Here is a 24,602-nt window from a genome sequence, read left to right on the forward strand (position 1 = left end):
GCTGCGAGGTCAAGAGGCGACGATGATCATTCAGTGCGGCACCGCGGGATGGACCGACAAATCGCTGATCGCCTGTAAGCGTTTCTATCCGCGCGGCTGCAGCACAGCGGAGGCGCGACTGCGTTTCTATGCATCGCAGTTTCCGCTCGTGGAAGTCGACTCCGCTTACTATGGGATGCCGTCGGCAACGAATTCCCAGTTATGGGCCGAGCGCACACCGCCAGGTTTCACCTTCAATTTCAAGGCATTCCGGATCTTCACGGGACACCAGACCTCGCCTGATGTGCTGCCGAAGGACATCGCGATGGCGCTGAGCGATGCCGCTTCCCCCTCCACCACGCGCAAGAAGAATCTCTACTACCGCGATCTGCCCGCAGAGATCCGCGACGAGTTGTGGAGGCGCTACCTCGAAGCGCTCGAGCCTTTGCGGCAGACGCAGCGCCTCGGCGCAGTACTGTTCCAGTTTGCGCCGTGGATCACCAGCGCGCCGGAAGATCTCGCCCATGTCGACGAATGCGCGGCGCGCATGGCGGGCTATACGGTGGCCGTCGAGTTTCGCAACGCGTCCTGGCTTGACGAGCGTCATGCGCCATTGACCCTTGCGTTTCTGCGCGAACGGCAACTGGTGCACGTGATCGTCGATGCGCCGCCGGACGTGACGAACCGCGTCCATACCGTGTGGGACGTGACCAACCCGCAACTCGCGATGGTCCGCCTGCATGGCCGTAACAACGAAACGTGGAACCCGGGCGCCGGCGCCTCGGCGTCGGCCCGTTTCAACTACGACTACAGCGACGCCGAACTCGACGAACTGGTTGCTTCGATTCGTGCGATTGCCACCCGCGCCGCGAAAACGCACGTGATCTTCAATAATTGCTTCGAGGATCAGGGACAGCGTAATGCGTTGACCATGATGGGCATGCTTGGCGGTACGGCGTCTGCGCCTGTTCTAGTCTGATCAAGCCAACGATGCCGCCTGACACGGCGTATCGGGGCGCCGCCTGAACAAAATCCCGCTTCGATGCACAATGCTTCTACAAAGCGCTGCCCGGCGCTCGCCGAACGTACGTCCCCCATTCTGGAGAACAATATGGCATCGCAGCACGCAACCCAGGTCGTATTGGCCTCGCGCCCCACCACGGCTCGCGCGAGCCTCGAAAATTTCCGTGTCGAGACAGTTCCGATGCCGGTGCCCGAAGCCGGCCAGGTGTTGCTGCGCGTCGATACCCTGTCGCTCGATCCGTATATGCGCGGCCGGATGAGCGACGCGAAGTCATACGCGAAACCCGCCGAAGTCGGCCAGCCCATGCCCGGCGAAAGCGTGGCAACGGTCCTCGAATCCCATTCCGCCGACTTGCAGCCTGGCGATGTCGTGCTCGCGCAAGCCGGTTGGCGTTCGCACGCGGCGCTGCCTGCGGCCGGCCTGAAAAAGCTCGCTCTCGACGGCATTCAGGCCTCCGCCTATCTTGGCGTGCTGGGGATGCCTGGCTTTACGGCCTGGTCCGGGCTCGAAGTGATCGGCAAGCCCGAAGCGGGTGAAACCCTGGTGGTGGGTGCGGCAACCGGGCCAGTGGGGTCGCTGGTCGGGCAGTTGGCAAGACAGGCGGGTCTTCGAGCGGTAGGCATTGCGGGCGGCCCGAAAAAGTGCGCGTATCTGCTCGACGAACTGGGCTTTTCCGCCGCGATCGATCATCGCTCGCCCGACTTTGCCGAGCAGCTCCAGGCCGCCTGTCCGGACGGTATCGATATCTACTTTGAGAATATCGGCGGCGCAGTCTGGAACGCGGTTCTGCCTTTGTTGAACCAGTATGCAAGAGTGCCCGTGTGCGGGCTGATGGCGCAGCAGTCCGGCAAGCTGCAACACGATCCCTCGACGGACTATCTCGCCATGACCATGCGTGCGGTTCTCACGCGCAGCCTGCAGATTCGCGGCTTCATCAATTACGAGTTCACTGCTCAATACTTCGATGCGTTTCTGCGCGATGTAAGCGCGTTGCTGCGCGAGGGAAAGATCGAGCACCTCGAAGACATTACCGTTGGCCTCGAGAACGCACCGCAAGCATTCCTGAATATGATCGATGGTCGGAACTTCGGTAAGGTGCTGGTTCAGGTGGCGTCAAACTAGCATGCTGGCGAGGGGCTGGTTGTGGCGGCGGCAACCAGGCCAAGGCGTTGCAACTCGCGGTGTCACGCTTCAGGCCTTGATGCCGGCCCCGGACCCATCCCCTCCCCTGACCGCGGCCTCGACAAGGCCATGTAGAATCGCCTGACGGACTTCTCGCTTCGAGCCCAGCGGCGAACTGCGCACTCGAATCCAACCTGAAGGTTCAGCGGCCAGGTTTTCCACCCCTATGCAGCAACAGGGCTCCGGTTTGCCCCGTTCGGTCGCGCCTCCATATAATTCAATACTCAGATCTCAGATAGATGCCGAATCAAACCCTGCTCCAGATTCTCAACGCGCGTGTCCAGGATGCCCTCGCGGCAGCGGGCTGCACGGACGCCACCGCCAATGTTCAGCCCGCCAGCCGTCCCGAACATGGCGACTATCAGGCTAACGGCATCATGGCTGCAGCGAAAGCGCGCAAGCTTAATCCGCACGCGCTCGCCCAAACGGTGGTGGATCACCTGAAACTCGACGGCATCGTCAGCCATGTCGAGATTGCGGGGCCCGGCTTTATCAACATGACGGTTGCCCCGGACTACCTGGCTAGCTGGGTGAGGACCGCGCTCGACGACCATGGTGGTCTCGCTGTCCCGCGCGCGACCGAAGACGCCGTGCAATGTGTCGTAATCGATTACTCGTCGCCGAATCTCGCCAAAGAAATGCACGTGGGGCACCTGCGCTCAACCGTGATCGGCGACGCGTTAGCGAGAGTGCTGCGCTTCGTCGGGCACAAGGTTGTCGCACAAAATCACGTGGGCGACTGGGGAACCCAATTCGGCATGCTGACGGCGTGCATGGACGAAGCCGGTCCCGATGATGCGTCGAACCTCGCCCTCGCCGATCTCGAAGTGTTCTATCGCAATGCCAAGAAGCGCTTTGACGAAGACGCAGCCTTCGCCAACCGGGCGCGGGACTACGTCGTCAAACTGCAGGGAGGCGACGCGCGCGTGCTCGAACTCTGGAAGCGTTTTCTCGACGTCTCCATGAGCCATTGCGAGGAGATTTATCGCAAGCTCAGTGTGGGCCTGACGCCTGCCGACGTGCACGGTGAAAGCGCCTATAACGACGACCTGCCTGTGGTGGTCGCCGATCTGCAGGCCAAAGGCCTCGCCGTGACGAGCGACGGCGCCCAGGTGGTCTTTCTCGACGAGTTCAGCAGCAAGGACGGCGTGCCCGCCGCGTATATCGTGCAAAAGCAGGATGGCGGGTACCTCTATTCCACCACCGACCTCGCCGCGATCCGCTATCGCGCCACCACGCTGAAGGCCAACCGGATGCTCTACGTGGTCGACGCCAGGCAGAAGCTGCATTTTCAGCAGGTGTTTTCCGTGGCGCGCAAGGCGGGTTACGTCCCGGCAGATGTACAACTCGAGCACGTCGGATTCGGAGTCGTGCTCGGCGGCGACGGCAAGCCGTTCAAGACCCGCAGCGGCGACACCGTCAAGCTGGCCGAGCTGCTCGCGGAAGCCACGCAGCGAGCCTTCAATCTGGTCACCGAGAAAAGTCCGGAGTTGCCGGAAGCGGATCGGCGGGCGGTGGCCCAAATCGTCGGCATCGGTGCGATCAAATACTTCGACCTCGCCAAGAACCGCAGCACGGATTACGTATTCGACTGGTCCAGCATGCTGTCCTTCGAAGGCAATACGGCGCCATATCTTCAGTACGCGTACACGCGCATCAAGAGTGTGCTGCGCCGCGCTGGCGACTGGGACGTCAATGGCAAGGTGCACCTCGCGGATCCCGCCGAGCGGCAACTCGCGCTGCAACTGGCGCGCTTTTCCGACGCCGTGCTCGCAGTCGCGCAGGACGCGTTGCCGAATTACCTGTGCGCCTATTTGTACGAGCTCGCGGCCGCTCTCATGCGCTTTTACGAAGCGTGCCCGGTAGTGAGCGCGGCGGGCGAGACGCGCACCAGCCGTCTGCAGCTATGCCGGCTAACCGCCGATACGCTGCGCACCGGACTCGGCCTGCTTGGCATCGAGGTTCTTGAAGCGATGTGAGGGCTGAACGGCGGGCGATCGGCTCTGAATCGCCCCGGGAATCGTGGAGGCTGGTTGGTTTAAGTTAGTACGGGTTCGGCGACGGGCGTTTCAAGTTGTCGATAGTAGTTTGCCTCAGCTTCAGCAGGCGGGATATAGCCGAGGGGTTCCATCAACCGATGATGATTGAACCAGGCCACCCATTCCAGCGTTGCGAGCTCGACGGACTCGCGTGTTTTCCAGGTGCGGCGATGAATCAGTTCGGCCTTGTACAAACCGTTGATCGTCTCGGCCAGCGCGTTATCGTAGCTGTCGCCACGGCTACCGACCGACGGCTCGATGCCCGCTTCGGCCAGTCGCTCGCTATAGCGAATGCTGACGTATTGCGAGCCTCTGTCGGAGTGATGTATCAACGTTCCATCGCCGCCTGGCCGCCGCGCATAGAGTGCCTGCTCAAGTGCATCCAGAACGAAGTCTGTAGTCATCGACGAACTGACGCGCCAACCGACGATGCGCCGGGCGAACACGTCGATCACGAAGGCCACATAAAGCCAGCCCTGCCACGTCGAAACGTAGGTGAAGTCAGAAACCCAGAGCTGGTTTGGCCGGTCTGCCCTGAATTGCCGGTTGACTCGATCCAGCGGGCGCGCGGCCGCCGCATCGGCAATGGTCGTGCGAACACGTTTGCCTCGCATCACGCCACGCAAACCCAGTTGCTTCATCAGCCGTTCGACCGTGCAGCGAGCTACCGCGATACGCTCCCGGTTCATCTGCTTCCAGACTTTATCCGCTCCGTAGACACGCATGTTGGCTTGCCAGACACGCTGGATCTCCGGCCGCAGGCGTTCATCGCGTATCGCACGAGCGCAGCGGCGCGACGGATCGCGAAGCTGTGCAGCATGGCGCCGGTAGCCCGACGGGGCAATCCGCAAGACCTTGCAGATCGGCTCGACCCCGAAGGTGTCGCGATGCTGATCGATGAAGGCCTTCAGGACTTCAGGCGGCGGTCGAGCTCCGCCTGGGCGAAAAACGCACTCGCCAGTTTCAGAATCTCGTTGGCGCGGCGCAGTTCCTTGACTTCGCGCTCCAGCGCCTTAAGACGTTCGCGTTCCGACGTGCTCACGCCCTCGCGCTCGCCGCTATCAACTTCGTCTCGTTTGACCCAGTCCAGTAGCGTCTGGCTCGTGCAACCGATCTTGGGCGCAATGGATTCGACTGCCGCCCACAGTGACGGATGCTCGCCGCGCTGCTCTCGCACTAGGCGAACGGCACGCTCTCGGACCTCGGGGGAAAACTTGCTTTGCTTGCTCATGGCTCCATTCTCTCAAGAGTTGGAGCCTCCACCAAATCCGGGGCGATTCAGCTCACCACGGGCCGATTAGAAACAACACTCTAGACTCTCACGTTGACCATATTTTTTTGCGTCGCGCGCAAGCGTCGCGAAGACGACGCGGCCACCCCGCTACTCCCCGCCTGTCGGCCATCCCGACTGCCCTCCCGTCCGGTCAGCGCGTGCAAAACGCGCCGCAACCCTGGCAGCGTCACCCCGCTCGACCTCGTTATGTATCTGCCGGAAAACAACAAGTTTTATTTGTATCAAACAAATTTTGACTCGGACATTGTGTCTTGGTAATGTTCCGCAACTAATCGTAAGGCATACCTTAAGAGGTCTGGCAGCTTGGTAAGGACGTTCTGTTATAGCGTCGTTTGATGCAGGCAAGCTGAGTGATTCAAGCGCAGGACAGCTCAAGCGTCCCGCGAGCAGTTGGCCTTGATGCAAGGCATAGCGAGGCAGGGTTTTCCCGAGAATGCCGCTATGGGTTGTATGGCAAAGGAGTTGTTCTTTGCCCCTGGGAAAGGCCGCAATGAAGTCCTGGTATCCCGCAGCAGCAGTGAACAGGCTAGTGAGGCAGTGAGTTGTTGTGAAATCAAAGCAAAGCATTTCGTAATGAATGCATAATGATTTTGTGTGCTTGATAAGCAGACGTGGTCGCCAGCAACACGAATGAGACTGGATCCCCGACACGCGTCTAGCAAGATAAAAAACGCTGCGCAATCCGATAATAACTGTTTAGTACTCCGATACTAAACACAAGCTTCCCGACCGGTTAGGCCACACGCTGAACGTGGCACGACGAGGTGCGCGATGACCCACGCGGGGGAAGCTGCTGACGGAATACGGCGGAGTTCATGCCGTGCATCGAGTGGAGAGGTCCAAAAGACCTCTCTTCGCACAACAGCGTATTGCCTTACTGACAAGTGTGAGGGGAATGATGAAACAAAGGGCATTAGCAGTCGCCATCAGAAGAATAATCTGGGCCGAACTGGCACTCTCGGCCGCGATCGCCGTTCCGGCGTTCGCGCAAAGCCAGCCGGCAACGGGGACTACACCAGCAGCACCCGCAGCGACGACGGCACAAAGCGACACCACAACCGCCACGCCTGGCACGAGCGGTGCGCAAAGCAGCACACCAGGCACCGCCGGCAGCAACGGCAAAGTGCAGCAACTGAAGCGGTTTGAAGTGACCGGCTCGCTGATCCGCAGCTCGGACAAGGTCGGTTACAACCAGGTTCAAGTGGTCTCCCAGAAGGACATCCAGGACAGCGGTGCGACGACCGTCTCCGACTTCCTGCGCCAGACGTCGGCCAACTCGGCCAATAGCTGGAGTGAAGGCCAAACCTCGAATTTCGCTGCAGGTGCCGCTGGCATCGCGCTGCGTGGTCTCAGCGAAAAATACACTCTCGTTCTGCTCGACGGCCAACGTGTTGCGCCGTTCGCGTTCTTCTCGAACAGCGTCGACTCGTTCTTCGACCTGAACACGCTGCCGCTGAACGACATCGACCGCATCGAAATCGTCAAGACCGGCGCCGTGTCGCAATACGGCTCGGACGCGGTTGCCGGCGTGGTCAACGTGATCACCAAGCACGACTTCCAGGGTCTGCAGCTCGACGGCGGCCTCGGCAGCTCGGTAAGCAACAGCGCGGGCAACGGTACCTACAAGTTTGGCGTGCTCGGCGGCTTCGGTGATCTGAACTCCGATCGCTTCAACGTCACCATCGCGGCAAGCGCCTACAAGGACAACGGCTCCACGCTGGCTGATCGCGATTCGACGCAGAACCAGGACTTCACCAATCGTTCGGGCGGCTTTTCGCTGCTCTCGCCGTCGTACTGGAATATGCCTGACGGCAGCGCATTGTCGACGGGCGGCTGCGCTGGTGGCGGCACGACGCGCCCGGCGGCCACCAACTCGCTGACCGCAGGCTCGGCGGGTACGGTCTGTAGCTACAACACGGCGAACGACACATCCATCGCCCCGATGATGGAGCGTTACAACGTCAAGGTTCACGGCGACTTCAAGATCAACGACACCATGACGGCGTGGGCGGATCTTCTGGAAAGCAACAATACAAGCACCCAGAACGACGGTGTACCGGTTGTCGGCAGCCCGCAAGGTGCCGCGCTCGTCTACAATCCGGCGACGAAGCTGGTCTCGCCGTTCAACTTCACGGTGCCGGCAAGCAACCAGTACAACCCGTTTGGCGTAGATACGCCGCTGACGTACGCTTTCCCGCACTCTGTGTCGGAAACAACCGACGCCAACTATTACCGCGCGGCGACCGGCCTGAAGGGTTCGTTCAGCCTGCCGTACGGTGACTGGGACTGGACGACTTCGCTCAGCCATTCGCAGAGCACGGTGTCGAACACGTACAGTGGCCAGCTGAACGTGAACGCGCTGACCAACATCTACCAGAACGGCGTGTTCGACTTCGGCAATCCGGCGGCGACGCCGAACGGACTGAACGGCCTGTACCAGAACGCCAACAACCTGGGTATCTCGAAGCTCGATACGGTCGACGCGACGCTTTCGACACCGAACCTGTTCCATTTGCCTGCAGGTGACGTGGGTATCGGTTTCGGTGCGCAGTTCACGCACCAAAGCGAAATGATCACGCCGGGTTACGAGTATTCGCAAGGCACGGTGATCAGCCCTGACCTCGAAACGGTGAACGGCCAGCGCAACGTGGCGGCTGTGTACTACCAGATCGACATTCCGATCGTGCGGAACCTGACGTTCAGCCAGTCGGGCCGTTACGACCACTACAGCGATGTCGGCGGTGCGTTCTCGCCGCGCTTTGCCCTGCGCTATCAGCCGGTGCAGGCATTGACGATGTACACGTCGTATAGCCGTGGCTTCCGTGCACCGACGTTCGTTGAAGACAGCGCGTCGAAGACGATCGGTATCCAGGTGGATTCGGCGACCGGCCAGAACTATACGTCGATCACCGAAGGCAACCCGAATCTGGCGCCTGAGCGTACGAAGAACCTGAACATCGGCTTCGAATTGTCGCCGACCCGTACGACCGACGTCGGCTTCGACTGGTACAAGATTCGCGTCGACAACGTGATCGGCCAGGGCGCGCCTTCGTCGACGGTCACCGACGCCAACGGCAACCTCATTTATGCGGTGATTCCGTACCAGAACCTGGGCTACCTCGACACGAACGGCTTCGAAGGCACGCTGCGTCAAGCGTTGCCGACGGCGGTCGGTACGTTCACCCTCGCGGCTGACTGGGCTTACGTGAACAGCTTCAAGCTCGGCTTCCCGGGTTCGTCGCCGATCAACGGTGCAGGCAACAACTTCACCATCACGCAACCGTTCGGCGGCAGCTTCCCGCGCTGGAAGGGCAATACCTCCGTCGACTGGAATTACCACAAGTGGGATGCACAGTTGACGTGGGAGTTCACGGGTCCGTACGCGCAGAATCTGTTGCCGTCACCCGCTCCGAACAAAGTCGGCTCGTATAGCCAGTTCAACCTGATGGTGTCGTACTCGGGCTTCAAGCACTGGACGATCTACGGCGGCGTGGACAACATTTTCAACCGCACCCCTCCGTACGATCCGATCTTCGCGAACGGCACGCTGGACCAGAGTGGCTACGACACTTCGGTGTACAACTACCTCGGCGTGTTTGCCCAGATCGGCGCGACGTACAAGTTCTAAAAGCGTAGTAAGGCAAGCAGTACTATTGTTCCTCTCAGACCGCTCCGGCTCCCCTTCTCAGTCAACCGGAGCGGTCATTTTTCTTGAGACGCCAGCAGGTCAGATTTCATCCGCGAATTCATCCAGAAAGCGCTGCAAGCGCTCATGGCGCACGAGCGCGAGCCGGGCACCGGTGGCGGTCCGGAAACCCGACGCCAGCTTGAGCAGCTTCGCGCGGAAATGATCGAGCGCGTAGCGCCGGTCATCGAGCGGCCGCTCCGACGCGTGCGGATCGAGCGGGTCATATAACGCGCTGCCCATCCGGCCCGCAACGTAAAAACACCGCGCCACTCCGAGCATGCCGATCGCATCGAGCCGGTCCGCATCCTGCAGCGTTTTTGCTTCCAGCGTCAACGGTTCGATACCGGCTGAAAAACTGTGTGCGGCCACGGCGTGTGCCACGGCCTCGATCTTCGCCTGCGGCCAGCTGAGCTCGCCCAGCACGCGTGCGGCCCTTTCAGCGGACAGGCGCGAGGCCTGCGCACGCAACGGCGAATTTTTCTCGGTGGGGACGCAGTCGTGCAGCATCGTCGCGGCGAACAACACGTGCGCATCGCCACCGTCCTTTGCCTGAATCGCCGCTGCATTCTTCCAGACACGCTGCAGATGCGAGGTGTCGTGCGAACCGTCACCATTCGCGTCGCCCGCGTGCGGCAACAAGGTCTTGGCCAGATCGTGAAACGGGGAAAATGCGGGTTGCATCATGGGCGTCGCAGGTTGAATGGGGCGACGATTATCGCCTGGGAGCGACATATCCGCAGTGTATCTATCTCGAGCCCTCGCCTCTTGCCGGCCCGGGCAAACTCAATGCGCCTCGATCAACTCACGCAGCGCCGCATCGCGAATGTCCATCACCTCGAAGATCCCTAACGCCCGCAGAGCTGGTAGCGTGTCGACGATATCGCGCTCGGCCTCCGCCCGGCTTTGCACGGACGCGTTGTGATCGATCCAGACCTTGGCGTTGATGAGAAACGCGCCGACGGTACCCTTGCGCACGGTGACGCCGCCAAAGCCCCCCTGATTCACAGGGTCGGGTAGAAGGTCTGCTGCTTTCATGGCTGTCTATCCTGGTTGAGTGGCCGGGCGAGCGGCCGGTTGGAGAGATTCCACTGTAGATGGACGGATGCAGCGCTTCTCCGGTATAAAGGCCATTCGATACGCTGTTTCGGCCATGACCCATCCTTTGATTTCCCCGCAACAGGCGCAGTCCGCTGACGGACCCTTCCTAATTGCTGTCGAAAAGACCGGCGAGGACGTGCGCGTCACGCCCTCGCACAATCACGCCCGCGGACAATTGCTCGGCGCGCTGCACGGCCTGCTGTCGGTTGGCGTCGACAACCAGCAATGGGTCGTACCGGCCATCCATGCGGTCTGGATTCCGCCGCATCGCACGCATGCGCTCCGCTCGCACGGCGCCTACTCGGGCTGGAACGTGTATATCGAGGAAGCGGCCTGCGCACCGCTACCCGCCGAACCTTGCACGGTTCGTATGTCTGCGTTGCTGCGCGAGGCCGTGCGGCGTGCCGCCAGTTGGCGCAGTGCGATCCTCGACGCAGCGCAGTTGCGTGTGGCGGGCGTAATCCTCGATGAAATCCAGAGCCTGCCGCGCGAGCGTCTGGGCTTGCCGATGCCGCAAGACGCCCGCCTGCAACGCATCGCGCATGCGCTCACCCATGACCTTGCCGACAACCGGCGAATGGAACAATGGGCCGAGTGGGCCGCCGTCTCTCCGCGCACCTTGAGCCGCCGCTTCGTCGACGAGACGGGTTTCAGTTTTGCCGAGTGGCGGCAGCAAGCCCGGCTGTTGCGCGCCCTCGAAATGCTGGCCGCGGACCTGCCGGTCACGACCGTCGCGCTCGAACTCGGTTACGACAATGTGAGCGCATTCATTGCCATGTTCAAGCGCGCGATGGGTACCACACCGGCCCGGTATTTTCATTCGTATGCTGCGGACCCTGCGCCCGCTGCCGCTTCGACGGCGACAGAAGACGACGCCACGTAGCGTGCGCCGCTGCCGCAGTCGTTCATCTCGCCGGCAATCCTGTTAAACGCGTGCTGATAGGCACTGGATGATTTGCCGTCGCGGCGCGCGAGTTCGGCGAGGTCCAGCACGGCTGCGTACTTCAACGCGCAATGCTGTGAATGCGGTGAAGGCGACGGCAAAGCGGACGCAGATTGCGACACGTCATCCGGCACCGGCACAGCGAACGCGTTCGTTTCGCCTGCGGTTCCGGCCGCAACGGCTACCACCGCCATAAGCGCGACGATAAGCATAACGAACCTCGTACGTTTTATAAAAGAGCAGGTACGGGTAGTGTTTTCGCGCGAACGGGTGGGTTTCCCGCGGCCTTGCCCATCTCTCACTTGCGGCTCGCCTAGCATAGGGACTCCTGATGATTCAACGTCGTTGTTCATGACCAGTGAGCCGGAATCCAGATACCGCCGTACCAGTGCCCCGGCACCCACACCACCGGACGCGGCGCGACGTAGACCACGCGCGGCGCAACATACACAACGGGCGGCGGGGGCGGCGGCACATACACAACCGGCGGCGGCACGTAAGCGACAGGAGGCGCTACCACGACCGCCGGCGGGCGCACCACCACTGCGGTGCCGCCGGTTGTAACGGTCCCGGTCGTGACTACCGTGCCGCCCGTCGTGACCGTGCCGCCGGCCACCACCGTACCGCTGCTCGTGACGGTATTGCCGTGCGCGCCGGTGACGCTGCTCGAAGTCGTCACCACGCCTCCCGCCACGCGCGTGGCGCTGCCGGAATGATCGACGGTGCCCCCATCCGGACCGTTCACCGTACCCGAGCGGTAGCAGGAATTGCCGGAGCAGTTGGTCGAGGCCGAATGGTTGTACGTATTGCCGTTTGAGCCGGTGACCGAGCCGGAAGACGAATACTGTCCGGGCGCATCACGCGTCACGCTGCCGGAGGTGCTGGCGGTTTTGCCGTCGGGGCCGGTCAGCGTGCCCGTGTGGGCGCAGGTGCCGCCGGCGCAGCTGGTGTCGCCAGCGTGCTGGACCGAATTGCCATAACGTCCGGTGGCGGTTCCCGAATTCGAAAACTGGCCGGGTGCCGTGCGCGTCACTGTACCCGTGTTGGTGGCGACACCGCCCCAGGGACCTGTTACGCCACCTGCGTGCGAGCAGCTTCCGCCGCCGCAAGATCCGGCGTGCGCGCCGTTATAGGTGCCGCGCGAAGTGTAGGCCGTGCCGCGCGAGGTCCAGGCCGATGCCGGCGCGCTGCCGAGCACCAACACCGCCGTGCAGGCGGCCAGGGCCAGCTTTTGCGTGGTGATGCGGGCACGCACAGCGCTCGCGGTGGAAGCCAGCCAGGCGCCGGCGGTGGGAAGCTGAAACGAGGAGATTTTCACGGTGTGTCCTTCGCAGTTCGGGCCACATTCAGCACTCTGGCGTGGCGACGAACGGACTATAGAAGGACCGGCGCGCTGAAACTATTGCAAAGATATGTCGCGCGGTGTCATCGCACGAGGGTTCGCTGGGAAGCCCGCCACACGGGCGTCTGCGCGATTGGCCCGGGCGCCGTGACATCTCGTGACATAAAGTGTGAAAGGGCAAAACGACGGTGGCGCACCGCAGACGTACGCCCCCTTGACATCAATTGCGTCGGCGCCGTTCGCGCGAGCTCCTTTAACGTCGACGCGCAGGCCCAGTGCGACAGGCGGCAAAACTGCGCCAAAATGCAGTAAAGCCGTCTGAAAGGTATGATGGAAAGCCGCCCCCCAGATCATCCGGAGCGCGCCGCGCAGTCGCGACGAATAGTGGCCGGCGTCGCGGCAAGCGGGATGAAGGACGTGCCAGAAACCGAATCTAACCACGGAGTGAACGATATGGCTTTGCACAAGGCAGTATGGGTAGCAGTGGCGCTTGCAGCATCGATCAACGCGCACGCACAGGTCGCCGGCACACAGCCTCTTAGCGTCACCGTCGAGCAGTCCAACGCGCTTCTGCAGGGCTGGAGCGTCAAGAAGAGCGTGCTCGGAAAATCGGTCTATAACGACCAGAATGAAAAGGTCGGCACGGTCCGCGATCTGATCGTCGCCCCGGACGGCTCCGTCTCAGCGGCCATTGTTTCGGCGGGCGGGTTCCTCGGCGTCGCCACGCACGACGTCGCCGTGCCTATCGCAGCGCTCGACGTACGCGGCGGCAATCTGTATCTGCCGGGTGCCACCAAGGACGCCATCAAGGCGACGCCGGAATTCCAGTACGCCAAGGTGCAATCGCCGCCCAAGCCTAAGAAGGCACAGTGACGCGATTTCTGACGTCATGATCTGAGGTGGTTGCGGCTGGCCAGGTCAGCCGCAACCACCGTTCGAAGCACTCGAGCTTCGCCCTTAGGCCTTCAGGCCGCCCGCGCCTTCGGCGCACACTCCACTACTTCACCCCTTGCTCCATAAACCGGCGCCTATGACCGGGATATTGCTTCGACCATGAGCCCGCCCAGTAAGGCTGCGCCGGTGACCACCGTAAATACCCCGGATTGACGCTCGCTATATCCACCCATATATTTCGAACGCAGCCTGGGCGGAACAGCCTTGAATACGCGGCTGAACCACGGGGATCCCGCATGTGATGTCCAAGCAAATCATCGATTCTCATCTCATCAAGGTTTTGCACACGCTGCTTACCGAATCCAGCGTATCGCGCACCGCTGCCTTGCTGGGACAGTCGCAGCCAACGGTGAGCGTCGCGCTGCGCAAGCTGCGTGAAATGACCGGCGATCCGTTGCTGGTGCGCAGCGGCAGCCGGATGGTGCCGACCAGCCATGCGCTCACCCTGATCGACCCGGCCGCACAGGCGCTGAGCAGCATCGCCGCCATCCTGCACCCGACGACGAGCTTCGATCCCGCCACGACGAATCGCACCTTCCGCATCGGCTCGCCGGATTATCTGGATGTGTTCTTCGTTCCGGCGATTGTCGACGCGTTTCATAACGAAGCCCCAGGCGCCAAGATCGAATTCAAGCATCTGATGATGGTCGACGGCGGCTACGAACATGGACTGGAAAGCGGCTTCCTCGATCTGGTGATCGGCAACTGGCGAACGCCTCCGGAGCATCTGCACCTGCAGCCGCTGTGCAAGGACGAGCTGGTTTGCCTGATGCGTGCGGGTCATCCGATCAAGCCGGGCCGTCTCACTCAAGCCGTCTATCAGGAGGCCGAACATCTGGCCGTCACTACATACAACACGACTGCGTGGGGCACGATCGACGTCGAACTGGCACGCAACGGACTGTCTCGCACGGTGACCACCACGCTGCCCTATTTCGGCATGGCGCCATACGTGCTGGTGCGCTCCAATCTGTTGTTCACCACCACGCGCGCGCTCGCCACGCATTACACCGGTCTGCTGCCGCTCAGAATCGAGCCCATCCCCGGCGGTGCGCAGCCGTTGACGTATTACCAGCTTTGGCATGATCGGACCCATCGGAGCGCCGCAGCCACCTGGCTGCGCAGGATGGTAGCGAACGTGGCGAAGAATCTGCTCGAGACGTAGCCGCGCCTGCGAGCGCTATCTCGCGTCACAACGCGACGTGCCGCCCCCTCGCACACGCAGAGACCTCACACACAATAAAAAAGCGCCGCAAGCAAAGCCTGCGGCGCAAAGCGAAGAATCAGTGGCGCTGAGAGGTGACAGGCCCTTTACACAACCGATCCGACGCGAAGTGAGGTCGGTCAGATGGAAGCTTTTTTATGGTTGAAGAGCGAGCGCCTTGAGTAACTCAGCCTTGCCTTCGGTCGCCGCCCCAACCAGCGCGAAGCCGATCGGCTGGCCGTGGTCCACGTGATGGCAGACGGCGCGCGCACCATGAGGCTTATCTTCCGTAGTCGGATCGATTCGCCATTCGCCCTCCTCATGCGGTACCACCACCACGGCCGGCGCCGCTGGCGTCTTGACGACCACCGGCATCACCGGGAATGCAACCCGCGTCGCTTCACCGTTGAGCGTGCGCGCCAACGCGCGTGCCGCGTGCATGATCGGCAAGACGTAGGGCCGCAGCTTACCGTCGAGCGCTGCGCAATCGCCGAGCGCGTAGACGTCGGGCGCGCTGGTGCGGCACCAGGCATCGGTACGGATGCCCTGCTCGACCGCAATGCCAGCCGACGACGCCAGCGCCGTGCGTGGGACGAGGCCGATCGCCGAGACCACCAGGTTCGCATCGACATGCTCGCCATCGTCAAGCGTCAACCGGTAGCCGGCCTGCAGGCGCTCCATCTTCGCGACATCACGCCCGAGATAAAAGCGGATGCCACGTTCGCCCAGGGCTTTTGCAAACACCGCACCGGTGCGCTCGGGTAGCAGACGCGCCAGCGGCGTACTGGCCGGGTCGATTAACGCAACGGCGTGGCCGGCTGAACACAGGTCGTTGGCAAACTCGCAACCAATCAGCCCGGCCCCAAGAATCGCCACGGATGCGCATCCCGTAAGCGCCTGCCTGAAGCGGGCGTAATCCGCGAGATCGTTGATCGAGAGAATCTCGTCGGCACCACTGCCGTCGATTCGCAAGCGCCGCGGGTCGGCGCCCGTTGCAAGAACCAGCTTGCCGTAGCGCAGCGGCGGTTCACCTGCCACCACGATCGTATGTTCATCCGGCAGGATATGCTCGACATGCTGATGCGTGCGAATCTCCGCGCTGAGCTGCTTGGCCATCGCCGCCGCGTCGAAGCTCGCCAGCGCATGCGCTTCCTTCTTCATCGCCAGCGCGTTGGACAGCATGGGCTTCGAATAAAAGCTGCCGTCATCCTGACTGATCAGGACAATCGGCACCGTGCTGTCGAGCTTGCGCAACTCACGTGCAACCGTATAACCGGCCAAACCCGTACCGACGATCACAACCGGCGCTTGCACGTAATTCGATTGGTTTTCGCTCATGCCGTTACCCGTTGCATTTCGAAGTCATGTTTGCCGGTCGCGCAGTCGGGACATATCCAGTCCTCAGGTACGTCTTCCCAGCGCGTACCCGGCGCGAGTCCCGCTTCAGGCAGACCCGACGTTTCGTCATAGCGAAACCCACAGATCACACATTCCCAGATGCTCATCGCCATTCTCCCGATTAACGCACATAGCCCTGGCCGAGACCGATCTCGCCGAGCGCACGCCGGTAGGCTCCGGACGAACGGTCGGCAAGAATCGGCGCCTCCGCACTGCGATCGATGGGCAAATCTTCCGGACACTGCAGTTCGACAATCGCGCGATCTTCTTCGAAGACCTGACGATTGAATTCATAGACATCCTCGAGCGGCAGATCCTTGTCGAAGTTTCTGACAATCGGCACGAACAACCGGGTCAAGCGCGCCGAGACCGGGCTTGCCGCATTCAGAATCGACAGGCGTCCGCCTTCCGGAAAGTGAACCGTGAGGCGAGCAAAAAACGGCACGTCGACTTCGAAGATGCGCCGCCACAGAAAACCCTCGGGCGCGCGATGCTGCATCGACTTCGGAAAATTGCTGACCGTGCTGACGTATTCCGCATGCAGGCCACGTTCGCGCCGCTCCACTGAATACTGCGGCACGACCGGATTCTGGCGATCGGCGAAGCTGTCGTGGTGAATCCATGCGAAGTGCGCGACGTCGATAAAGCCCTCGGTTTGCCGGCCCGCAGAAGCGTGAATGTCGATCGAGGGCGGCAAGATCTGCTGAAACGACGGATCGTCCCAGTTGGGAAACTCGGGCAACGCTTCAGCGCCGCCGCCGAGCGAAACCCAGATGAGGCCATAGGCTTCCTGCGTGGCATAGGTGGTCAGATGCAGGCGCTCGGGAATTGGGCCGTCCCCTTGCGACGGGATGTGTTTGCACTTGCCGTCCGCGCCATACGCGAGGCCGTGATATGGACACACCAGATTGCCGTTTTCAACCCAACCCTGGGAGAGCGGCGCGCCGCGATGCGGACAGACATCGCGTGCCGTCACGAGCTGGCTGTCCGGGCCGCTACCGGTGCGAAACACGACCAGCCGTTCGTCCAGCAGCGTCACGCTAAGGGGTTTGTCTTTCACGTCGGTGGCGAATGCCACCGGATGCCAGTAGCGGCTGAGGATCTCCCAGTCGTGGCTATCGAAAGTGCAGTTGCGCGGCTGCGTGGCCGAGCGTTGAAACGTCAAAGGGGCTACTTGGGGGGAAGTCATGTTGTGTCGTCTCCAGGACCTGACGTGGATTCGTCGCAGCCGCTGTGTTATCGGACTGCGTGGACACAACAATAGCGGGATGCGGCGGGCGAACCCATCCCCCGGCGGGCATCTACTCTATGTATGGATACGAATAGGAGGGAGTCAGCGGCGCGGTGCGCGGCGCCGCGCGTGCTTACGCAAGCAGGTCTTCGTAGAACGCGCCAAACGGCCGCGTGGGATGGGCAATCTGGATTTCCAGAATCCACAGGCAGGCGTCAGGCCGCTCGTCGAAATCGCCCAGATTGCCGGCCTTGTAAATTGCATGCGGGAAATCGCTCACGCGATGGCCCTTGATATCCACATTCAAACGCCAGCCGAGCGCCTCGGCGCGTTGTGCGGCGTACTCGTACAGCGCCTTGCCGCCGGCGCCGGTGGTACGCCAGTGATGCTCAACCTCGTCGAAGATCGTCTTGACCGCTTCCGCGCAGGCTGTCATTTCCGCATCGTCACCCACCACGTAGGTAGCGCCGGCATCGCCCTCGTGACCGTCCCACACCACACCGAGATCCACGAAGAAAATATCGTTCTCGGCAAGTTGCGGATCGTCCTGTGGATGCTCCTTGAACGTCTTCAGCGTGTTCTCGCCAAAGCGGATCAGAATGGGATGCCAGATCCGGTCCATGCCCAGTTCATGCAGCACTTCCTTGCAGATGACATTCGCCTCCGATTCGCGCATGCCTGGACGGATTTTCTTCGCGACTTCATCGACCACTTTCCAGGTCATCGCCCGTGCGTGCTGCATCGAGTCGATGGAAAACTCTTTGCCGACCGCCTGTTTCGCGTTGCTATTCAAAGGTCATCTCCGTGCTATTACTTCGCCGCGGCACGCGACCACGCGAGTTCGACAAACGCCCGGCACAACGCCTCCATACCTTTGGCGTCTTCCTCATCGAAGCGCGCGACCAGTGGACTGTCGACGTCCCAGACTCCGATCAGCGTCCCGTCAGCGGCAACCAGCGGTACCACGATTTCCGACTGCGAAGCCGAATCGCAAGCGATATGTCCAGGAAATTCATGGACGTCGCGCACCACCTGAGTGGCCCGCGTCTGCGCCGCCGTACCGCACACACCCTTGCCGAGCGCAATGCGCACGCACGCCGGTTTGCCCTGGAACGGCCCGACCACCAGTTCGACGCCGTCGAACAAATAGAAGCCCGCCCAGTTCAAGCCCTCCAGCGAATTGAACACCAGCGAGGAAAAGTTCGCCGCATTGGCGATTCGATCGGTTTCATCTGCGAGCAGCGAGCGCGCCTGGGCGACCAGTTCCTCGTATTGAGCCGGTTTGGAAAGTTGCGATGAAGCGGTGGAAACCTGAAACATGATGCAGTCCGTAGCGGAAACCAAGGGAACGGAGCGGTCCCCGGCGTTGCGCGCCGATGAGGCCATCCGTCATGCGAACGCGTATCTTACGCCGGTCAGGCGGCCGGCGTGGAGGTGGCACCGCTGCGGACTCAGGTATGGCTATCGCAATGGCATGATCCGGCCTGGCTACCCGGCGCCGCCGGCTCCGTGTCGTACTCGAGCTTCGGATACCAGTCCGTGCCGCGGCCGCCCGGCGTCATGTCGAGCACGTTCCATAGCGGCATGATGTCGGGTGCGCCACGCGGATCCTGACCGGGATCAGCCGTCTGCGGGCCCATCTCGCCGGCCCAGAAATGCCGCACCACGCCGCCCGAGCGGGTGAAGACGTTGAACTCAGGGACGTCGTCGCCATCGGGATCCTCGTTCGCATAGTCGCGATTGAAGGTGTTGCCGCCCGATGAATACACGCGCAGGTGGCGCCAGCCACGCTCCCTCTTGAAGGCCACAAGGCGCTCGATCGGCGAACGGGCGATGACCGCAAACGCCACGCGTTGCAGAATATCGGCCATCTCGCCATCGAGGCCGCCCAGCGTCGACGTGCACATCGGACAGGACCGTTCGCTCCGCTGGCCAAACATCCAGTTGTAGGTCACCAGCGTGTCGTGACTGCCGAACATCTCCGATAGCGTCACCGACCCATGCTCGCCCTCGAACCGGTAGTCCTGCGGCACCACACCGCCCGGCGGCAGCGCTCGCCGCTGGGCCGCCACCCGCTCGATGTGGCGGCGCAGTTCGATTTCCTCGGCCAGCAGCGCGTTGCGCGCCTCGCGGTACTGCGTGCTTTCGCCCGGAAAGCGCAGTGGCAGCTGGGCCAATAGCCTGGCCGGCTGCAGTACCGGCGCAATTCGATCCGTATCAGTCATCCGTCGTCTCCTGACAGGTTGAGGGAAAATAAGGGCGCAAAGTGACAGCCAGATACTGGTACGGTTTCGCCGCACAACCGCCCTATTCAAACGACGAACGGCAAATCGAAGAATCGACAATGTCGCGTGGCAAATCCGGCCTGTATTTTCTAAATGCCTGCACCGCCACGGCGCAATGTTCGGTAAAAGGTTAAACGCCTGTTCGATAAAGAAGAGATTGTCTGAACAAAGGGAAAGATGCGACACTGCTTGAAAAGCTGCGGCTCCGCACCTGAATCGCCACGATTTACGGAATCCGCCGCCCCACAAATCAAACCGCAGTTTGCGTCGCTTATGGGTTTCATGTCCATTATCACGCTGCTCAATATAGGGGATAACCATCAGTCGAAACGGCATTCAACGCATGGCGTTCAAGTTCTCGCCGCGCCTGCCGTAGATCAGATTATGTGGATTGCCGGCATAAAAGAATCAGGAAAGCCTTGAATCGGCATACGCCCTTCTGACGGCTTTCGCTCGCCTTCCTCACTTCCGGGATCAAACTGTGCGCCGCCCGCCCAAGCTGACACATCTCGTGCTATTCGCTGTCTTGTTCGTATCGCTGCACGTGATAGGTCTGCTGGTGTTTAAGTCCCAGACAGCGTCCACGTTCGCCAGCTATCCGTTCCTGCTTCTTGCGCCATCGCTTGCGTTTGCCAGTTGCTGCTGGCGCGCTGGGGCTGAGGAGCGCGAGTCGCGCTCGCCGTGGATTCTGCTGAGCGCCGGGATGTGCCTGTGGACTTGTGGCATGGTCCTCAGCGCCTGGGAGGATATCTTCCAGCACCTTCCCGAGAGCGCCGCGTGGTTCTCCGATTTCTCGTTCTTCCTCTACGGCGTGCCGGTTCTGCTCGCCATCTCGTCCGTCTCGGCAAAACAGCGCATGCCGTTCTTCATCTGGATGGACGCAGCCCAGGCGCTGATGACCGGCTTCCTCGCCTATGTCAGCATCTTTTCCGTGCTGCCGTTTTCGGACACCCCGCTCGCGCCTGTCTCGGCGTCGACGCTCGTTCTGACCTATAACGCCGAGAACTTCATCCTTGCAGTCGCCGCGATGCTGCGTCTGCTCGCTCAGCCACGCGGAAGGGAGCGGCGGTTCTACGCGGTCCTCTGCAGCTTCCTGTGGATCTACGCGATCGCCGCCTACGTGTACAACAATTGGGCCGCCACGTCGGACGGGCATGCCGTCATGGACGTCCTCGTCGATATCCCGTTCATCTTCCTCGTCACGGCGACCATGGCGCCAAGCTCGCCACGCACCGAGGTCGAACAGGAACCGCACGAACAAAGGCTTACGCTCTTCATCGAGAATGTCAGCCCGATCTTTTACACGGTAGCGCTGCTTGCGCTGAGCATGTGGGTGATGCGCCAGCATTTTTATGTGGGCACGGTGGGGATATTTACCGCCCTCGTCGTCTATGCCACCCGGTCGACCACGCTGCAAGGCCGCTATATCCGGGTGCAACGCGAACTGCACGACGCGCGCGACCGTCTCGAACAGATGGCGCTCACCGACGCGCTGACCAACACCGCCAACCGCCGCCGCTTCGACGACGCGCTGGCGCTCGAATGGAATCGTGCCATCCGCAACCGGCATCCGCTGGCGCTGCTGCTGGTGGATATCGACTACTTCAAGCTGCTCAACGATCGCTATGGGCACCCGGCCGGCGACCGCTGCCTCGTCTCTGTCGCGCTCGCGCTGCAATCCGCCTTGCCGCGCAGCACCGACCTGCTCGCGCGCTATGGGGGTGAGGAGTTTGCGGCGATCCTGCCCGCCACGGATGAAGCGGGCGCGTGCCTCGTGGCCTCAACCATGCAAGAGGCGGTTCGGTCGCTGAAGATCCGCAACGAAAGCTCGACCGGCCTCTATGTCACCGTCAGCGTCGGGGTGGCCGTGTTCGAATCGCCGCAAGCCGACGCGGCGGAAATCATCGAGGCGGCCGATCAGGCGCTATACCGCGCCAAGCAGCGCGGACGCAACCGTATCGAAGCGACCGTCCAGCGCGATTTTCTGCGCAACGGCACGCGGTAATGCGAAAGTGGCGAATGTGTGCCGCGCAAAGCGCCCGGGCATAGCGCGGGTCAGAGCGATTCAACCGGGATTTCCACGTCTTCGAAGCGCTTCCAGCGATAGATCGCGGCCGAGAGCAGCCAGCTGACGATAAACACGCCAATGATCACGTAGCCGATCATGCCGAAGTTGTCGTTCAGGCTACCGATGGCGCCCCAGAACGCGCCCGACAGATGCAGCTGGTCGCCGATCAAACCGAGCCCTTCGATACCGCCCACCAGCAACGCCACCACCACCGAGATCGTCGTGATCGTGATGTTGTAATAGAGCTTGCGGATCGGCTTGACGAAGGCCCATCCATAGGCGCCCAGCATCAGGATGCTGTCGGTGGTGTCGATCAGCGTCATCCCCGCAGTGAACAACACGGGAAACACGAGGATCGACCAGACCGGCAGGCCTTGCGCCGCGCTCGCGGCGGAAATCCCCAGCAGGCCGACCTCCGTCGCGGTGTCGAAGCCGAGACCGAACAGAAAGCCCAGCAAGTACATATGCCAGCTTTTCGTAACCAGGCTGAACAGCGGCCGGAAGATGCGCGCGAGAAAGCCGCGGCTGGCGAGCAGCATGTCGAAGTCTTCGTCCACGTAGGGCTCGCCGTTGCGCACGCGGCGAAACGCGCGAATCACCGAGCGCAGGATCACGAGGTTCATCAGCGCAATGGCGAAGAGAAAGAGCGTGGACACGATCGTGCCGATCACCGCGCCGACTTCCTTCAAGCCATCCATGCGGCTTTGCAGCGCCAGCGCGGTGGCGGCGATGCCTGCCGAGGCGAGCACCACGATAGTGGAATGGCCCAGCGAAAACATCAGCCCGACGCTGACCGGCCGCTTGCCGGCCTGCATCAACTTGCGGGTGACGTTATCGATGGCGGCGATGTGGTCGGCGTCCACCGCATGGCGCAGGCCGAACGAGTAGGCGAGCAGGCTCGTCCCCATCAGCAGAGGATAGTGGTGAAACGCGATAAAAGCCCATGCCCACGCGGCCACGTTGAACAGCAGCAGAAACGCGTAAAGCCCGACGATTTTCTGTCGCAGCGGACCGCTGCCGTCGCCGAACAGCGCTTTCATCAGACTTGTCATGGGAGGCCCGCTATCCGAACTTGAAATTGTCTCCCCACAATAATACTTTTTTCAAAAAAGATCATATCGATCGGGTTCGCTTATTTGCGGTGGCTTATTTGCGTAGGAGCCTTCGCGTTCGGTTACGATTGAACAACGACACGATCCGCAGTGAGGAGACGCCATGCAACGAATCACGATCACCATCGACGACGATCTCCTCGCCGTAGTCGATGCGCTGGTGGCGCAGCGCGGCTATACGAGCCGCTCGGAGGCGTTCCGCGACATCGTCCGCGAAAGTCAGGTGCATGCGCAGCAAGAGGCGCCGGACAGCCAGTGCGTGGCGACCCTGACCTACGTGTACGACCATGCCACCCGCGATCTGGCGCGCCGCATCACCCAGGCGCATCATGACCGGCACGACCTCGCCGTCGCCAGCATGCGGGTCCACCTCGACCACGAGAGCCTGCTGGAGTCGTCGGTCCTGAGGGGGCGCGCGCATGATGTCGCCGCGTTCGCGGACAGCCTCACCAGCCAGCGCGGCGTACGCTATGCGCATCTGCATACGATTCCGGTCACCATCGAGCATACCGAGCACCACCATGGCGACGACACGCCCCGGCACGAGCATCTGCACGTCTGACATGCAGACGGAGGCGCCCTGCGCGCCCCAGGTGCGATAATCGAGGACTGACACCGCGCCACCAGGAGAGCACTTTGAGCGCCATCGACAATCCTTTACATGACCAGGAAGTCGGCGTTGCCGACGCCACCCAGGACACGACCCGTATCGACGACGTGCGGATCGGCGCGGTACGCCCGCTCATTTCGCCCGCCCTGCTGCAAGACGAGCTGCCTGTGCCGCCTCGCGTGCAGACGCTCGTCGAGCAAAGCCGCGTGGCCATCGCCGACATCCTGCATGGCCGCGACGACCGGCTGGTGGTGGTCGTGGGCCCGTGTTCGATCCACGATCACGACCAGGCGCTCGATTACGCCCGCCGGCTCAAGCACGCCGCCGACGCGCTGCAGGAAGACCTGCTGATCGTCATGCGGGTGTACTTCGAAAAGCCGCGCACCACGGTGGGCTGGAAAGGCTATATCAACGATCCGCGGCTCGACGGCAGCTTCCGCATCAATGAGGGCCTGCGCCGGGCGCGGCAACTGCTGCTGGAGATTAGCGCGCTCGGCTTGCCTACCGGCACCGAATTCCTCGACCTGCTAAGCCCGCAATACATCGCGGACCTGGTGGCGTGGGGCGCCATCGGCGCACGAACCACGGAGAGCCAGAGCCATCGCCAGCTCGCCTCGGGCCTGAGCTGCCCGATCGGCTTCAAGAACGGCACGGACGGCGGCGTGCAGATCGCCTCGGACGCGATCGTCGCGGCGCGCGCGAGCCACGCGTTCATGGGCATGACCAAAATGGGCATGGCGGCGATCTTCGAGACGCGCGGCAACGAGGATGCGCACGTGATTCTGCGCGGCGGCAAGAAAGGGCCGAACTACGACAGCGCATCGGTCGAAGAAAGCTGTGCGGTCCTGCGCGCGGCCGGCTTGCGCGAGCAGGTCATGGTTGACTGCTCGCACGCCAATTCGGGCAAGTCACACCTGCGTCAGATCGACGTGGCCGAGGATCTGGCCCGCCAGCTCGCCGCGGGCGAAGACCGCATCATCGGCGTGATGATCGAGAGCAATCTCGAGGAAGGCCGTCAGGATCTGAAGCCCGGCGTGCCGCTGCGTTGCGGCGTGTCGATTACCGACGCGTGTTTGAGCTGGGTGCAGACCGAACCCGTGCTCGATACGCTGGCCAAGGCGGCACGCGAGCGGCGCGTGCGCTGAGCGGTA

General features: G+C 62.0%; 22 protein-coding genes and 1 other annotated feature. Of the genes, 10 read left to right on the top strand and 12 right to left on the bottom strand.

The features are described from left to right. The first annotated feature begins 22 nt into the window (after positions 1 to 22). The 3 genes from P3T40_RS12925 to argS all read left to right on the top strand — a co-directional run bounded on the left by P3T40_RS12925 (position 23) and on the right by argS (position 4,164). Complete coding sequence (locus P3T40_RS12925) at positions 23 to 958, top strand: DUF72 domain-containing protein (protein WP_429268085.1); 936 nt, start codon at positions 23 to 25, stop codon at positions 956 to 958. A 132-nt stretch (positions 959 to 1,090) separates the two neighbouring features. Beyond that, the gene (locus tag P3T40_RS12930; protein WP_429268086.1) at positions 1,091 to 2,125 is read left to right on the top strand and encodes an NADP-dependent oxidoreductase; all 1,035 of its coding nucleotides are present in this window, start codon (positions 1,091 to 1,093) and stop codon (positions 2,123 to 2,125) included. A gap of 299 nt (positions 2,126 to 2,424) precedes the next feature. After that, the gene (gene argS / locus P3T40_RS12935) at positions 2,425 to 4,164 is read left to right on the top strand and encodes an arginine--tRNA ligase (RefSeq protein WP_429268087.1); all 1,740 of its coding nucleotides are present in this window, start codon (positions 2,425 to 2,427) and stop codon (positions 4,162 to 4,164) included. A gap of 59 nt (positions 4,165 to 4,223) precedes the next feature. Here the strand turns inward: argS and P3T40_RS12940 are convergent. Next, positions 4,224 to 5,455, bottom strand: a protein-coding gene (locus tag P3T40_RS12940; RefSeq protein WP_429268088.1) for an IS3 family transposase whose coding sequence is annotated in 2 segments (ribosomal slippage) — positions 4,224 to 5,164 and positions 5,164 to 5,455 — 1,233 coding nt in all. Because the reading frame shifts where the segments join, the coding sequence is not laid out codon by codon here. Next, positions 5,061 to 5,177 (bottom strand) — a sequence feature (AL1L pseudoknot). (Overlaps the previous gene by 117 nt.) Positions 5,456 to 6,416: 961 nt before the next feature. Here P3T40_RS12940 and P3T40_RS12945 point away from each other — a divergent pair. Beyond that, entirely contained in the window at positions 6,417 to 9,146 is a 2,730-nt protein-coding gene (locus P3T40_RS12945) for a TonB-dependent receptor (protein WP_429268089.1), read from the top strand. Between the two features lie 99 nt (positions 9,147 to 9,245). Here the strand turns inward: P3T40_RS12945 and P3T40_RS12950 are convergent, their stop codons facing one another. Beyond that, positions 9,246 to 9,890 carry an HD domain-containing protein gene (locus P3T40_RS12950; RefSeq protein WP_429268090.1) on the bottom strand — a complete coding sequence of 215 codons (645 nt, stop codon included), beginning with the start codon at positions 9,888 to 9,890 and terminating at the stop codon, positions 9,246 to 9,248. A 99-nt stretch (positions 9,891 to 9,989) separates the two neighbouring features. Continuing rightward, positions 9,990 to 10,241 carry a hypothetical protein gene (locus tag P3T40_RS12955; RefSeq protein ID WP_429268091.1) on the bottom strand — a complete coding sequence of 84 codons (252 nt, stop codon included), beginning with the start codon at positions 10,239 to 10,241 and terminating at the stop codon, positions 9,990 to 9,992. Between the two features lie 115 nt (positions 10,242 to 10,356). On the opposite strand from P3T40_RS12955, the gene P3T40_RS12960 reads away from it, so the two are divergent. After that, positions 10,357 to 11,187 (top strand): AraC family transcriptional regulator, encoded by an 831-nt coding sequence (locus P3T40_RS12960; RefSeq protein WP_429268092.1) that lies wholly within the window; start codon positions 10,357 to 10,359, stop codon positions 11,185 to 11,187. Here P3T40_RS12960 and P3T40_RS12965 read toward each other — a convergent pair. Then, a complete protein-coding gene (locus P3T40_RS12965) occupies positions 11,121 to 11,459 on the bottom strand; it encodes a hypothetical protein (protein WP_429268093.1) in 339 nt (112 codons plus the stop codon). The two genes, P3T40_RS12960 and P3T40_RS12965, sit on opposite strands and share 67 nt — an antisense overlap. Positions 11,460 to 11,596: 137 nt before the next feature. After that, positions 11,597 to 12,565 (bottom strand): hypothetical protein, encoded by a 969-nt coding sequence (locus tag P3T40_RS12970; RefSeq protein WP_429268094.1) that lies wholly within the window; start codon positions 12,563 to 12,565, stop codon positions 11,597 to 11,599. 477 nt (positions 12,566 to 13,042) lie between these two features. Between P3T40_RS12970 and P3T40_RS12975 the strand changes: the two genes are divergently transcribed. Together P3T40_RS12975 and P3T40_RS12980 are read left to right on the top strand one after the other, a co-directional pair. After that, entirely contained in the window at positions 13,043 to 13,462 is a 420-nt protein-coding gene (locus P3T40_RS12975) for a PRC-barrel domain-containing protein (RefSeq protein ID WP_429268095.1), read from the top strand. Between the two features lie 322 nt (positions 13,463 to 13,784). Beyond that, on the top strand, positions 13,785 to 14,708 hold the full coding sequence (locus P3T40_RS12980) for a LysR family transcriptional regulator (protein ID WP_429268096.1): 924 nt from the start codon (positions 13,785 to 13,787) through the stop codon (positions 14,706 to 14,708). 195 nt (positions 14,709 to 14,903) lie between these two features. On the opposite strand, the gene P3T40_RS12985 is transcribed toward P3T40_RS12980, so the two are convergent. From P3T40_RS12985 to P3T40_RS13010, 6 genes are all read right to left on the bottom strand, one after another. Then, positions 14,904 to 16,085: an NAD(P)/FAD-dependent oxidoreductase gene (locus P3T40_RS12985; RefSeq protein ID WP_429268097.1), complete on the bottom strand. Its 1,182-nt coding sequence runs from the start codon at positions 16,083 to 16,085 to the stop codon at positions 14,904 to 14,906. Next, positions 16,082 to 16,252, bottom strand: coding sequence for a rubredoxin (locus P3T40_RS12990; protein WP_429268098.1), 171 nt, complete (start codon positions 16,250 to 16,252; stop codon positions 16,082 to 16,084). The genes P3T40_RS12985 and P3T40_RS12990 overlap by 4 nt, the downstream gene beginning before the upstream one ends. 14 nt (positions 16,253 to 16,266) lie before the next feature. Next, positions 16,267 to 17,334, bottom strand: coding sequence for a Rieske 2Fe-2S domain-containing protein (locus P3T40_RS12995; RefSeq protein ID WP_429268099.1), 1,068 nt, complete (start codon positions 17,332 to 17,334; stop codon positions 16,267 to 16,269). 175 nt (positions 17,335 to 17,509) lie between these two features. Continuing rightward, positions 17,510 to 18,169 carry a M24 family metallopeptidase gene (locus P3T40_RS13000; RefSeq protein ID WP_429268100.1) on the bottom strand — a complete coding sequence of 220 codons (660 nt, stop codon included), beginning with the start codon at positions 18,167 to 18,169 and terminating at the stop codon, positions 17,510 to 17,512. Between the two features lie 17 nt (positions 18,170 to 18,186). Beyond that, positions 18,187 to 18,696 (bottom strand): GAF domain-containing protein, encoded by a 510-nt coding sequence (locus P3T40_RS13005; RefSeq protein ID WP_429268101.1) that lies wholly within the window; start codon positions 18,694 to 18,696, stop codon positions 18,187 to 18,189. Positions 18,697 to 18,827: 131 nt separating this feature from the next. Next, positions 18,828 to 19,601, bottom strand: a complete 774-nt coding sequence (locus tag P3T40_RS13010) for a DUF899 family protein (RefSeq protein ID WP_429268102.1) — start codon at positions 19,599 to 19,601, stop codon at positions 18,828 to 18,830. A 571-nt stretch (positions 19,602 to 20,172) separates the two neighbouring features. Here P3T40_RS13010 and P3T40_RS13015 point away from each other — a divergent pair. Beyond that, positions 20,173 to 21,666: a diguanylate cyclase gene (locus P3T40_RS13015; RefSeq protein ID WP_429268103.1), complete on the top strand. Its 1,494-nt coding sequence runs from the start codon at positions 20,173 to 20,175 to the stop codon at positions 21,664 to 21,666. 50 nt (positions 21,667 to 21,716) lie between these two features. Here the strand turns inward: P3T40_RS13015 and P3T40_RS13020 are convergent, their stop codons facing one another. Next, entirely contained in the window at positions 21,717 to 22,781 is a 1,065-nt protein-coding gene (locus P3T40_RS13020; protein WP_429268104.1) for a HoxN/HupN/NixA family nickel/cobalt transporter, read from the bottom strand. A gap of 163 nt (positions 22,782 to 22,944) precedes the next feature. On the opposite strand from P3T40_RS13020, the gene nikR reads away from it, so the two are divergent. Both nikR and P3T40_RS13030 read left to right on the top strand, forming a co-directional pair. Continuing rightward, complete coding sequence (gene nikR / locus P3T40_RS13025; RefSeq protein ID WP_429268105.1) at positions 22,945 to 23,403, top strand: nickel-responsive transcriptional regulator NikR; 459 nt, start codon at positions 22,945 to 22,947, stop codon at positions 23,401 to 23,403. 74 nt (positions 23,404 to 23,477) lie between these two features. Then, positions 23,478 to 24,596: a 3-deoxy-7-phosphoheptulonate synthase gene (locus tag P3T40_RS13030; protein WP_429268106.1), complete on the top strand. Its 1,119-nt coding sequence runs from the start codon at positions 23,478 to 23,480 to the stop codon at positions 24,594 to 24,596. Positions 24,597 to 24,602 lie beyond the last annotated feature (6 nt).

It is taken from the genome of Paraburkholderia sp. EB58 (assembly GCF_050436665.1).
Lineage (GTDB): Bacteria > Pseudomonadota > Gammaproteobacteria > Burkholderiales > Burkholderiaceae > Paraburkholderia.

Bases quoted from the DNA above. Each gene is read 5' to 3' on its own strand.
- P3T40_RS12925 (WP_429268085.1), top strand. From the start codon at position 23: ATGATCATTCAGTGCGGCACCGCGGGATGGACCGACAAATCGCTGATC.
- P3T40_RS12930 (WP_429268086.1), top strand. From the start codon at position 1,091: ATGGCATCGCAGCACGCAACCCAGGTCGTATTGGCCTCGCGCCCCACC.
- argS (WP_429268087.1), top strand. From the start codon at position 2,425: ATGCCGAATCAAACCCTGCTCCAGATTCTCAACGCGCGTGTCCAGGAT.
- P3T40_RS12945 (WP_429268089.1), top strand. From the start codon at position 6,417: ATGAAACAAAGGGCATTAGCAGTCGCCATCAGAAGAATAATCTGGGCC.
- P3T40_RS12950 (WP_429268090.1), bottom strand. From the start codon at position 9,890: ATGATGCAACCCGCATTTTCCCCGTTTCACGATCTGGCCAAGACCTTG.
- P3T40_RS12955 (WP_429268091.1), bottom strand. From the start codon at position 10,241: ATGAAAGCAGCAGACCTTCTACCCGACCCTGTGAATCAGGGGGGCTTT.
- P3T40_RS12960 (WP_429268092.1), top strand. From the start codon at position 10,357: ATGACCCATCCTTTGATTTCCCCGCAACAGGCGCAGTCCGCTGACGGA.
- P3T40_RS12965 (WP_429268093.1), bottom strand. From the start codon at position 11,459: ATGCTTATCGTCGCGCTTATGGCGGTGGTAGCCGTTGCGGCCGGAACC.
- P3T40_RS12975 (WP_429268095.1), top strand. From the start codon at position 13,043: ATGGCTTTGCACAAGGCAGTATGGGTAGCAGTGGCGCTTGCAGCATCG.
- P3T40_RS12980 (WP_429268096.1), top strand. From the start codon at position 13,785: ATGTCCAAGCAAATCATCGATTCTCATCTCATCAAGGTTTTGCACACG.
- P3T40_RS12985 (WP_429268097.1), bottom strand. From the start codon at position 16,085: ATGAGCGAAAACCAATCGAATTACGTGCAAGCGCCGGTTGTGATCGTC.
- P3T40_RS12990 (WP_429268098.1), bottom strand. From the start codon at position 16,252: ATGAGCATCTGGGAATGTGTGATCTGTGGGTTTCGCTATGACGAAACG.
- P3T40_RS12995 (WP_429268099.1), bottom strand. From the start codon at position 17,334: ATGACTTCCCCCCAAGTAGCCCCTTTGACGTTTCAACGCTCGGCCACG.
- P3T40_RS13005 (WP_429268101.1), bottom strand. From the start codon at position 18,696: ATGTTTCAGGTTTCCACCGCTTCATCGCAACTTTCCAAACCGGCTCAA.
- P3T40_RS13010 (WP_429268102.1), bottom strand. From the start codon at position 19,601: ATGACTGATACGGATCGAATTGCGCCGGTACTGCAGCCGGCCAGGCTA.
- P3T40_RS13020 (WP_429268104.1), bottom strand. From the start codon at position 22,781: ATGACAAGTCTGATGAAAGCGCTGTTCGGCGACGGCAGCGGTCCGCTG.
- nikR (WP_429268105.1), top strand. From the start codon at position 22,945: ATGCAACGAATCACGATCACCATCGACGACGATCTCCTCGCCGTAGTC.